Here is a 12045-nt window from a genome sequence, read left to right on the forward strand (position 1 = left end):
TGTCTTTCGTTTTGCCTGATTCGAGTGTCTTGACGCTGGCCCTCAGTCCAACGGCACTAGCCATTGCGCCGAAGAACGCAGCAATTGCTCGGTCAGCAGGCCCAGCAGCTGACCGCCATTACGCCAATGATGCCAGTACAACGGCACGTCGATCGGTTTATCTGGCAGCAGTTCATGCAATAACCCGCGTTGCAATTGATCGCGCACTTGCAGTTCCGGCACCAGGCCCCAGCCCAGTCCGGCTTCGATCAGGCGGATAAAACCTTCCGAGGAAGGACATAAATGGTGTTCGAATCCGCCATCGACGCCCAACGAGGCGAGGTAACGATGCTGGAGGAAGTCGTCCGGGCCGAACACCAGCGCCGGGGTGCGTGGCAGTTGCTCGGCGCGCACGCCGTCGGGGAAATGCCGTGCGATGAACGCCGGGCTGGCCAGCGCGCGATAACGCATCGCCCCGAGCAACACACTGCGTGCCCCGGCCACCGGCCGTTCACTGGCGCAGAGGCACGCGGCCACTTCACCGGCGCGCATGCGTTTGAGGCCGACGGTCTGGTCTTCGACAATCAGATCGAGCAGCAAATGTTGTTCGGCGCAAAAATCTCCCACCGCTTTGGCCCACCACGTGGCGAGGCTGTCGGCATTAAGAGCGATGCGCAAACGTTCCGGCACCCCCTCCTCGTCCAGCGCGGGCACAAGGGTTTGCAGGTCACGCTCGAGCAGACGCACCTGCTGCACATGGTTGAGCAGACGCCGGCCTATCTCGGTCGGCGACGGTGGCGTGCCGCGAATCAACACCGGTTGGCCGACCCGCGCTTCGAGCAGTTTGATCCGCTGCGAAATCGCCGATTGCGACAAACCCAGCACCTGCGCGGCCCGTTCGAAGCCGGCCTGCTCGACCACGGCGGCCAGAGCAGAAAGCAATTTGTAGTCGAACATCAGTTTTCCTAATGAGCGATCAGCACTATTGGTTTTTCTTATACAGGTTTCGCCCGGAGAATAGCCAGCAAGCACTCTTTATCAAGGATCACTGCAATGGCTGGCGAAACCTCACTCACAACCTTGTTGCGCAGCATGAGCCCGCAACTGAACGCCGGCGAATACGTATTCTGCACCCTGCCCGACGGCGTGTTACCGAGGGATCTGGAGATCGTCGGCAGCTTCCGCGAACAGGAAGGCCTGACCGTGATTCTCGAACGCTCCCAAGCTGAACAGGCCGGTTTCAGTTTCGACTACGTCGCCGCGTGGATCACCCTCAACGTGCACTCGGCCCTGGAAGCCGTGGGCCTCACCGCCGCATTCGCCACGGCACTGGGCAAGGCCGGGATCAGTTGCAACGTGATTGCCGGCTATTACCACGACCATTTGTTCGTCGGCCAGGCCGACGCCGAACGCGCCATGCAAGTGCTGCGCGATCTCGCAGCCAACGCGGAGTAATTGTTATGTGGCAAAGCTATGTGAACGGCCTGCTGGTGGCGTTCGGGCTGATCATGGCGATCGGCACGCAGAACGCTTTTGTATTGGCGCAGAGCCTGCGTCGTGAACATCACCTGCCCGTGGCGGCGTTGTGCGTGGTTTGCGATGCGCTGCTGGTGGCGGCCGGAGTATTCGGGCTGGCGACGATTCTGGCGCAGAACCCGATGCTGCTGGCGATTGCCCGTTGGGGCGGCGCGACGTTTCTGATCTGGTACGGCAGCCAGGCGCTGCGCAGGGCGTGTTCGAAACAGAGCATGGGGCAAGGCGAGAATCAGACCGTGCGTTCGCTGCGTGCGGTAATGCTCAGCGCTTTGGCGGTGACGCTGCTCAACCCGCACGTTTACCTGGATACGGTGTTGCTGATCGGCTCGCTCGGCGCGCAGCAATCGGTGCCGGGCGCTTATGTAGTGGGCGCGGCGAGTGCTTCGTTGCTGTGGTTTTTCACGTTGGCACTGGGTGCTGCGTGGTTGGCGCCATATCTGGCCCGGCCGAGTACCTGGCGGATTCTTGATCTGGTGGTGGCGTTGATGATGTTCACGGTCGCCGGGCAGTTGATATTGGCGAGCTGATTTATTCCAAACGGCTCTGGAACCTCTATCCCACACAGTTGTTGCGTGGTTATGCCGCAACCCCGGTGCTATGATCGAAACCCTGCGCCGCAAAGAGTAAAAACTCGCCGGTGCATTTCTGGCCGCCCGTGATCGGCCTTGCGCTCACCGCAACAGACCTGATTAGGAGAATCATCATGGCTTTCGAATTGCCGCCGCTGCCTTACGCACACGATGCCCTGCAGCCGCACATTTCCAAGGAAACCCTGGAATACCACCACGACAAGCACCACAACACCTATGTCGTGAACCTGAACAACCTGGTGCCAGGCACCGAGTTCGAAGGCAAGACCCTGGAAGAAATCGTCAAGACTTCCTCGGGCGGTATCTTCAACAACGCCGCTCAGGTCTGGAACCACACTTTCTACTGGAACTGCCTGGCGCCAAACGCCGGCGGTCAACCAACCGGCGCGCTGGCTGAAGCCATCAATGCTGCTTTCGGTTCGTTCGACAAGTTCAAGGAAGAGTTCAGCAAAACCTCGATCGGCACCTTCGGTTCCGGCTGGGGCTGGCTGGTGAAAAAGGCTGACGGTTCCCTGGCTCTGGCCAGCACCATCGGCGCCGGCAACCCGCTGACCAGCGGCGACACTCCGCTGCTGACTTGCGACGTCTGGGAACACGCTTACTACATCGACTACCGCAACGTTCGTCCGAAGTATGTCGAAGCGTTCTGGAACCTGGTCAACTGGAAGTTCGTTGCTGAGCAGTTCGAAGGCAAAACCTTCACCGCTTAAGCTGCGCGCCAGTCAAAAAACCCGGCTTTTGCCGGGTTTTTTATGCCTGCATTTAAATAGCGTTTTTCTCACGCTTAAAGCTGTCTGCCGCTGCTTGCTGCCGTGCCACAGCGGGCTAACATCAAAAAGAGGAAAAAATGCTGCGAACCGCTCAAGTTGAGGGGCGAAACTACCGACATAGTACAAATTAGGGCTAATACTCCAGACAGCAGCATTTCGGCCAAGGCTATGGGCGAATCGTCCCCGGTCTGATTGTCCCTTTGACTGCCAACTCGGGATTGCCAATACTCATGGCAACTTGACGCTACCCGCACGGAACAAGGAATAACCCTTTGAAGCTGGAACTCAAGAACAGCTTGTCGGTGAAGTTGCTCCGGGTCGTGCTCCTGTCGGCATTGATCGTCGGCGTAGTCTTGAGCTGCGCACAGATCGTTTTCGATGCTTACAAAACCCGCCAGGCCGTTGCCGGCGACGCCGAACGCATCCTCGACATGTTCCGCGATCCCTCGACCCAGGCGGTTTACAGCCTCGACCGGGAAATGGGCATGCAGGTGATCGAAGGCCTGTTCCAGGACGATGCCGTGCGTCAGGCTTCTATCGGCCATCCCAACGAAGCCATGCTCGCGCAGAAGTCCCGCGAATTGCAGCAGTCCAACAGCCGCTGGCTGACCGACCTGATTCTCGGCCAGGAACGCACCTTCACCACGCAACTGGTAGGGCGTGGTCCGTACAGCGAGTACTACGGCGACCTGAGCATCACCCTCGACACCGCCACCTATGGCGAGGGCTTTATCGTCAGTTCGGTGATCATCTTTATTTCCGGGGTTTTGCGCGCACTGGCGATGGGCCTGGTGTTGTATCTGGTCTATCACTGGCTGCTGACCAAGCCGTTGTCGCGGATCATCGAACACCTCACCGAGATCAACCCCGATCGCCCCAGCGAACACAAGATTCCGCAGCTCAAGGGCCACGAAAAAAACGAGCTGGGGATCTGGATCAACACCGCCAATCAGTTGCTTGAGTCGATCGAACGCAACACCCATCTGCGTCATGAAGCGGAAAACAGTCTGCTGCGCATGGCCCAGTACGACTTCCTCACCGGCCTGCCGAATCGCCAGCAACTCCAGCAGCAACTGGACAAGATTCTGGTCGACGCCGGCAAGCTGCAACGCCGGGTCGCGGTGTTGTGCGTGGGGCTGGATGATTTCAAAGGCATCAACGAGCAATTCAGCTACCAGACCGGCGACCAATTGTTGCTGGCCCTGGCCGATCGTCTGCGCGCCCACAGCGGCCGCCTCGGCGCCCTCGCCCGCCTCGGCGGCGACCAGTTCGCACTGGTACAAGCGGATATCGAGCAACCTTACGAAGCGGCCGAACTGGCGCAAAGCATCCTTGATGATCTGGAGGCGCCGTTCGCCCTCGACCATCAGGAAATCCGCCTGCGCGCGACCATTGGCATCACCCTGTTCCCGGAGGACGGCGACAGCACCGAGAAGCTGTTGCAGAAGGCCGAGCAGACCATGACCCTGGCCAAGACCCGCTCGCGCAACCGCTATCAGTTCTACATCGCCAGTGTAGATAGCGAGATGCGCCGTCGTCGTGAACTGGAAAAAGACCTGCGCGATGCGCTGTTGCGTGATCAGTTCTATCTCGTCTATCAGCCGCAGATCAGCTATCGCGATCACCGCGTGGTCGGCGTCGAAGCGCTGATTCGCTGGCAGCATCCGGAACACGGTCTGGTGCCGCCGGACCTGTTCATTCCGCTGGCAGAGCAGAACGGCACGATCATCGCCATTGGCGAATGGGTGCTCGATCAGGCCTGCAAGCAATTGCGCGAATGGCACGATATGGGTTTCGCCGACCTGCGCATGGCAGTGAATCTATCGACCGTGCAACTGCACCACGCCGAATTGCCGCGCGTGGTCAACAACCTGCTGCAGATGTACCGCCTGCCACCGCGCAGTCTGGAACTGGAGGTCACCGAAACCGGCCTGATGGAAGACATCAGCACCGCCGCCCAGCACTTGCTCAGCCTGCGCCGCTCTGGCGCTTTGATCGCCATCGATGACTTCGGCACCGGCTATTCATCCCTGAGCTATCTGAAAAGCCTGCCGCTGGACAAGATCAAGATCGACAAGAGCTTCGTTCAGGACCTGCTCGATGACGACGACGATGCGACCATCGTTCGCGCGATCATTCAACTGGGCAAGAGCCTGGGCATGCAGGTGATTGCCGAGGGCGTGGAAACCGCCGAACAGGAAAGCTACATCATCTCCGAAGGCTGCCACGAAGGTCAGGGTTACCACTACAGCAAACCGCTGCCGGCCCGGGAACTGGGCGCCTATCTCAAACAGGCGCAACGCAGTAACGCGGCCATTCTCTAGAAGATCAAAAGATCGCAGCCTGCGGCAGCGCCTACATTTGGAATGCGTTCCCACTGTAGGAGCTGCCGCAGGCTGCGATCTTTTGATCTGCGTAAATAAGAAATATTTCCAGCCACAACCCTTTACACATAATGCGAAAGATTTGCATTATGTCGCAGTTTTGCGCACCCCCAGCGCGAGTCCACTCAACTATCGAAGCAGGATGTTCGCCATGATTCGTATGCCTCTGGCTACCGCCAGTCTGCTGGCCATCGCTATTTCCCTCGCCGGTTGCGGCGAAGGCAAAGACAAGGCCGCCGCTCCGGCCGCACCGACCCCAGCCGCCAGCACCAGCGCACCTGCGGCGCCTGCCGCTGCCGGTAAAGTCGACGAAGCCGCCGCCAAGGCTGTGGTCGCGCACTACGCCGACATGGTCTTCGCCGTTTACAGCGATGCCGAATCCACCGCGAAAACCCTGCAGACCGCCGTCGACGCCTTCCTCGCCAAGCCCAACGCCGACACCCTGAAAGCCGCCAAGGCTGCCTGGGTCGCCGCGCGCGTTCCGTACTTGCAGAGCGAAGTGTTCCGCTTCGGCAACACCATCATCGACGATTGGGAAGGTCAGGTTAACGCCTGGCCACTGGACGAGGGTCTGATCGACTACGTCGACAAATCCTACGAGCACGCACTGGGTAACCCGGGCGCCACCGCCAACATCATTGCCAACACCGAAGTTCAGGTCGGCGAAGACAAGGTCGACGTCAAAGACATCACCCCGGAAAAACTCGCCAGCCTCAACGAGCTGGGCGGTTCCGAAGCCAACGTCGCCACCGGCTACCACGCGATCGAATTCCTGCTGTGGGGCCAGGACCTCAACGGCACCGGCCCTGGCGCTGGCAACCGTCCGGCCTCCGACTACCTGGAAGGCGCCGGCGCCACTGGCGGTCACAACGATCGTCGTCGTGCCTACCTGAAGTCCGTGACCCAACTGCTGGTCAGCGACCTGGAAGAAATGGTCGGCAACTGGAAGCCGAACGTGGCTGACAACTACCGTGCCACCCTGGAAGCCGAGCCGGGCGAAACCGGTCTGCGCAAAATGCTCTTCGGCATGGGCAGCCTGTCCCTGGGTGAACTGGCGGGCGAGCGTATGAAGGTTTCCCTGGAAGCCAACTCCCCTGAAGACGAGCAGGATTGCTTCAGCGACAACACGCACAACTCGCACTTCTACGATGCCAAAGGCATTCGTAACGTTTACCTGGGCGAGTACACCCGTGTTGACGGCACCAAAATGACCGGCGCCAGCCTGTCGTCGCTGGTGGCCAAGGCCGACCCGGCTGCCGACACCGCGCTGAAAGCCGATCTGGCCGCCACTGAAGCGAAGATCCAGGTCATGGTCGATCACGCCAACAAGGGTGAGCACTACGACCAACTGATCGCTGCCGGCAACACTGCGGGCAACCAGATCGTTCGCGACGCCATCGCCTCGCTGGTCAAGCAGACCGGTTCGATCGAAGCCGCTGCCGGCAAACTGGGCATCAGCGACCTGAACCCGGACAACGCTGATCACGAGTTCTGATCACTGCGTCCGATTCAAAAAAAGGCGACCTTCGGGTCGCCTTTTTCATGCATGCCAAACACAACCCCCTGCTTCAAGGTGTACCCAATATCAAGTGCACCACCAATCCCTGTGGGAGCGAGCTTGCTCGCGAAGGCGGCATCTGGCGCAACACCAGCAGAGCGACGAACTCCGCTTTCGCGAGCAAGCTCGCTCCCACAAGGTTTGCATTGGCCTTTAGGTTTGCTTCATATCAAGCAAACGATAATTCCTCTTATTCAAACTCCTTCGCCCTGTTAGACTTTGCGCCTTTATTTTCGCCCGTCCGCAGGATGTCTGATGCCCTCGCTGCCTCTTCGCTTGTCCGCACTGTTGCTGGCCCTGGGCCTGAGTGCCTGCGATGACGCCCCGCGTTTCACCAAGGCTGAGCCGGGTGAAGCCCGTTCGGGCGGTGCAGCGACCGTGCGCAAGACCGATCAGAACGCATTCTCCCTGCCCTCGGCCAACCTGCCACCGTCACGGCGAGTGGATTTCAGTGTCGGCAACAGTTTCTTCCGCAGCCCATGGGTGATTGCACCGTCGACCACCACGGCGCGCGATGGCCTCGGCCCGTTGTTCAACACCAACGCCTGCCAGAACTGCCACATCAAGGACGGTCGCGGCCACCCACCGACGCCGGATGCGGCCAACGCGGTGTCGATGCTGGTCAGGCTGTCGATCCCCGACGCGCCGGAATATGCCCGGCTCATCGAGCAGGCTGGCGTAGTGCCGGAGCCGGTCTACGGCGGCCAGTTCCAGGACATGGCCGTGCCCGGCGTCGCCCCGGAAGGCAAAGTGCGCGTCGATTACACGCCAGTGCCCGTGCGTTTCAAGGACGGCACCGAAGTCGAATTGCGCAAGCCAGTGTTGCAGATCACCCAACTGGGCTACGGCCCGATGCACCCGGACACGCGTTTCTCGGCCCGCGTCGCGCCGCCGATGATTGGACTGGGCCTGCTCGAAGCGATCCCCGAAGAAGCGATTCTGGCCAACGCCGCCGCGCAAGCCAAAGACAACAAAGGCATCAATGGCCGTCCCAATCAGGTCTGGGATGATGCGTTGCAGAAGACCGTCATGGGCAGATTCGGCTGGAAAGCCGGGCAACCGAACCTCAATCAACAGAACGTCCACGCGTTTTCCGGTGACATGGGTCTCACCACCAGTCTGCGCCCCTTCGATGACTGCACCGAGGCGCAAACTGCCTGCAAACAGGCGCCAAACGGCAATGGCCCGGACGGCGAGCCGGAAGTCAGCGACAACATCCTGCGTCTGGTGCTGTTCTACAGCCGTAACCTCGCCGTACCCGCGCGGCGTGGCGTCAACGATGCACAAGTGCTGGCCGGCAAGAGCCTGTTTTTCCAGGCCGGCTGCCAGTCGTGCCATACACCGAAATACACCACCGCCGCCAACGCAGCCGAACCTGAACTGGCCAATCAGGTGATTCGTCCATACAGCGATCTGTTGCTGCATGACATGGGCGACGGCCTGGCCGACAACCGTACGGAATTCCAGGCCTCCGGCCGCGACTGGCGCACGCCGCCGTTGTGGGGGATCGGCCTGACGCAAGCCGTCAGCGGCCACACACAGTTTTTGCATGACGGTCGCGCGCGCAATCTGCTCGAAGCGGTGCTCTGGCATGGCGGCGAAGCACAAGCCGCGCAGCAACAGGTTTTGTCTTTCAATGCCGAGCAGCGTGCCGCGCTGCTGGCGTTTTTGAACTCACTTTAAACACTGAAAAAGAATCGGGAGCCCGACATGTTCCGTCCCAAGCTACTGTTCACCAGCCTTGCCGCGCTCGCCCTCGGTGCCTGCTCGCCGCAGGATCCGCAAGCGGTCACGTCGGCGGCCATCGCCAAATCAGTGATCCTGCCGACCTACACCCGTTGGGTCGAGGCCGACAAGCAACTGGCGGTCAGCGCCCTCGCCTACTGCCAGGGCAAGGAAACCCTGGAAACCGCCCGCGCCGATTTCCTGCACGCGCAGAAAGCCTGGGCCGAGCTGCAACCGCTGCTGATCGGCCCGTTGGCCGAGGGCAACCGTTCGTGGCAGGTACAGTTCTGGCCGGACAAAAAGAACCTCGTCGGCCGTCAGGTCGAGCAACTGGTCGTCGCGCAGCCGCAGATCGACGCCGCCGCCCTGGCCAAATCGAGCGTAGTCGTTCAAGGTCTGTCGGCGTACGAGTACATCCTGTTCGACGCCAAGCCTGACGTGGCCAACGCCGAGCAGAAAGCCAAGTACTGCCCACTGCTGATCGCCATTGGCGAACGACAGAAGCAACTGGCCGAAGAGATTCTGCAGGGCTGGAACAACACTGACGGCATGCTCGCGCAGATGACCAAGTTCCCCAACCAGCGCTACGCCGACTCCCACGAAGCGATCGCCGATCTGCTGCGTGTGCAAGTCACTGCACTGGACACTCTGAAGAAAAAACTCGGCACGCCAATGGGCCGTCAGAGCAAAGGCGTGCCTCAACCGTTCCAGGCCGATGCCTGGCGCAGCCAGTCCTCGCTGACCGCACTGGAAGCCAGCCTCGCCGCTGCCAAAACCGTCTGGGAAGGCGTCGACAACAAAGGCCTGCGCAGCCTGCTGCCAAGCGATCAGAAGCCATTGGCCGACAAGATCGACGCAGCCTACGCCGCTTCGCTGAAACTGTTCGACAGCACTCAGCGTTCGCTCGGCGAAATGCTCGAAGACGACGCCGGTCGTCAGCAACTGAACGACATTTACGACAGCCTCAACGTCGTCCATCGCCTGCACGAAGGCGAACTGGCCAAGGCGCTGGGCATCCAACTGGGCTTCAACGCCAACGACGGTGACTGATGAGGGCAAGTGCCATGCTGCGACGTCAGGTTCTGACTTTAGGTAGTGCACTGCTGGGAGCAGTGACGCTGGGCGGCTGGACGCTGTTCAAACGCAAGGATCAGAGCCCGCTGTTGCTGTCGGCGCGCGACGACACCGACGGCAAACACTACGCCGTCGGCTATCGGCTGGATGGCACGCGGGTGTTCGCCACCGAAGTCGGCCAACGCTGCCACGACATCATCAACCATCCGACGCAGCCGATTGCACTGTTCGTCGCACGTCGCCCGGGCACCGAGAGTTACCTGGTCGACCTGCGCGACGGTAAGTTGCTGCAGACCGTGACCTCACAGCCGAACCGGCACTTCTACGGCCACGCCGTGGTGCACAAGGACGGCGAATACCTGTACGCCACCGAGAACGACACCACCGATCCTGGCCGTGGCCTGCTCGGCGTCTACAAGTTCGAAGGCGAGCGACTGGTGCACACCGGCGAGATTTCCACCCACGGTCTCGGTCCGCATCAAGTGTCGTGGATGCCTGACGGCGAGACGCTGGTGGTGGCCAATGGCGGGATTCGTACCGAGGCGGAAAGCCGCGTCGACATGAACCTCAACGCCATGGAGCCAAGTCTGGTGCTGATGCAGCGCGATGGCACCCTGCTGAGCAAGGAAACGCTCGCCCAGCAGATGAACAGCGTGCGCCATCTGGGCATCGCCAGCGACGGCACCATCGTCGCCGGTCAGCAGTTCATGGGCGCCTCGCATGAGCGTTCGGAGTTGCTGGCGATCAAGCGTCCGGGGCAGCCGTTCGTGGCGTTCCCGGTGCCGGAGCATCAGTTGCAGTCGATGGGGCATTACACCGCAAGTGTTGCGGTGCACAGCGACTTGCGCCTGGTTGCGCTGACGGCGCCGCGTGGCAACCGCTTCTTTATCTGGGATCTGGACAGTGGCGAGGTGCGCCTCGACGCGCCGTTGCCCGATTGCGCGGGTGTGGGTGCGGTGAAGGACGGTTTTGTCGTGACCTCCGGGCAAGGACGTTGCCGTTACTACGATTGCCGTCAGGATGAGCTGCTGGCCAAGCCACTGGAATTACCGGCGGGGCTCTGGGACAACCATCTGCACTTGATGGCGTAAAACTGCCTTAAAAGATCGCAGCCTGCGGCAGCTCCTGCATTGGAATGCACTCCTCTGCAGGAACTGCCGCAGGCTCCGGTCTTTTTGCGCCCCCCTGTAAGAACTGCCAGTTGGAATCCCCCCTGTACTCGGAGTAATGTGCCCGCCTGTCTCACCTGATTTATCCAAGGAACTGGAAATATGCTGCGTCGCCGCATGCTGATCATGTTGGGTGTTGTTTTGTTGATCGTCCTGGTGCTGGGCGGATACAAAGCCTTTTCGATCTACACAATGATCCAGGGCTTTTCCAAGCCGAAACCGCCAATCAGCGTTGCCGTGGCCAATGCCACCGAGCAACCGTGGCAGATGCGTTTGCCCACCGTCGGCTCTCTCAAGGCGCTGCAAGGTGTCGAGCTGAGCCTGGAAGTGGCCGGCACCGTCACCGAACTCAAGTTCGAGTCCGGACAGAAGGTCAAGGCCGGGCAACCCTTGCTGCAACTCGACAGTGGCGTCGAAACTGCCCTGCTGGAAACCGCCAAGGCTGATCTCGGGCTGGCGCAACTGGACTTCGGCCGTGGCGCGCAACTGGTCGATAGCCGCGCAATCTCCAAAGGCGAGTACGACCGGCTCTCCGCTGTACTGCAGAAAAATAAAGCCACGGTCAATCAGCTCAACGCTTCGCTGGCGAAAAAACGCATCCTCGCACCGTTCAGCGGCACCATCGGCATCCGTCAGGTCGACGTCGGCGACTACCTCGCCAGCGGCACCAAAATCGCCACGCTGCAAGATCTGAGCAGCCTCTACGCCGACTTCTACCTGCCCGAACAATCGGTGCCGAAACTGGCCATCGGTCAGCCTGTGCAGATCGCTGTCGCCGCCTATCCCAAGCAAAACTTCGCCGGCAAGATCAGCGCGATCAACCCGATCGTCGAAAGCACAACGCGCAACATTCTGGTTCGCGCCACGCTGGCCAACCCCGACGGCAAATTGCTGCCGGGCATGTTCGCCAGCCTCGAGGTGCTGTTGCCGGATCCGCAGAAACACATTGTCGTGCCGGAGAGCGCGATCACCTACACCCTCTACGGCAACTCGATCTACGTGGTCGGGCAAAAGAAAGCCGAAGACGGCAGCGTCGAAAAGGACGACAAGGGCCAACCGGTGCTGATCGCCGAACGCCGCTTCATCGAAACCGGTGAACGCCGCGATGGCCTGGTGATGATCAAAAAGGGCGTGCAAAGTGGCGAACAAGTGGTGACGGCTGGCCAGATCAAACTGGACAACGGTGCCCACATCGCCATCAGCGACGACAAGACCCTCGGCGAGCAGAACAGTCCGCCGCGCGCCGACTGATCAAGGAAT

General features: G+C 60.6%; 10 protein-coding genes. 9 read left to right on the forward strand and 1 reads right to left on the reverse strand.

The features are described from left to right. Positions 1 to 42 precede the first annotated feature (42 nt). On the reverse strand, positions 43 to 936 hold the full coding sequence (locus tag AB4O01_RS13830; protein ID WP_460092083.1) for a LysR family transcriptional regulator ArgP: 894 nt from the start codon (positions 934 to 936) through the stop codon (positions 43 to 45). Positions 937 to 1032: 96 nt separating this feature from the next. Between AB4O01_RS13830 and AB4O01_RS13835 the strand changes: the two genes are divergently transcribed. The 9 genes from AB4O01_RS13835 (at position 1033) to AB4O01_RS13875 (ending at position 12036) form a co-directional block, all read left to right on the forward strand. Continuing rightward, a complete protein-coding gene (locus AB4O01_RS13835) occupies positions 1033 to 1434 on the forward strand; it encodes an ACT domain-containing protein (protein ID WP_186622841.1) in 402 nt (133 codons plus the stop codon). 5 nt (positions 1435 to 1439) lie between these two features. Next, complete coding sequence (locus AB4O01_RS13840; RefSeq protein WP_093430549.1) at positions 1440 to 2042, forward strand: LysE/ArgO family amino acid transporter; 603 nt, start codon at positions 1440 to 1442, stop codon at positions 2040 to 2042. 176 nt (positions 2043 to 2218) lie between these two features. After that, on the forward strand, positions 2219 to 2815 hold the full coding sequence (locus AB4O01_RS13845; RefSeq protein WP_007918933.1) for a superoxide dismutase: 597 nt from the start codon (positions 2219 to 2221) through the stop codon (positions 2813 to 2815). A gap of 332 nt (positions 2816 to 3147) precedes the next feature. Then, complete coding sequence (locus AB4O01_RS13850) at positions 3148 to 5199, forward strand: putative bifunctional diguanylate cyclase/phosphodiesterase (protein WP_093430550.1); 2052 nt, start codon at positions 3148 to 3150, stop codon at positions 5197 to 5199. A 211-nt stretch (positions 5200 to 5410) separates the two neighbouring features. After that, complete coding sequence (locus AB4O01_RS13855; RefSeq protein WP_093430551.1) at positions 5411 to 6754, forward strand: imelysin family protein; 1344 nt, start codon at positions 5411 to 5413, stop codon at positions 6752 to 6754. A 318-nt stretch (positions 6755 to 7072) separates the two neighbouring features. Then, on the forward strand, positions 7073 to 8500 hold the full coding sequence (locus AB4O01_RS13860) for a di-heme oxidoreductase family protein (protein ID WP_099757041.1): 1428 nt from the start codon (positions 7073 to 7075) through the stop codon (positions 8498 to 8500). Positions 8501 to 8527: 27 nt separating this feature from the next. Continuing rightward, the gene (locus AB4O01_RS13865) at positions 8528 to 9592 is read left to right on the forward strand and encodes an imelysin family protein (RefSeq protein ID WP_099757042.1); all 1065 of its coding nucleotides are present in this window, start codon (positions 8528 to 8530) and stop codon (positions 9590 to 9592) included. A gap of 14 nt (positions 9593 to 9606) precedes the next feature. Beyond that, positions 9607 to 10707: a DUF1513 domain-containing protein gene (locus tag AB4O01_RS13870; RefSeq protein WP_460092085.1), complete on the forward strand. Its 1101-nt coding sequence runs from the start codon at positions 9607 to 9609 to the stop codon at positions 10705 to 10707. A 180-nt stretch (positions 10708 to 10887) separates the two neighbouring features. Beyond that, positions 10888 to 12036, forward strand: a complete 1149-nt coding sequence (locus AB4O01_RS13875) for an efflux RND transporter periplasmic adaptor subunit (protein ID WP_099757043.1) — start codon at positions 10888 to 10890, stop codon at positions 12034 to 12036. Positions 12037 to 12045 lie beyond the last annotated feature (9 nt).

The organism is Pseudomonas sp. S2_E02 (genome assembly GCF_054668355.1).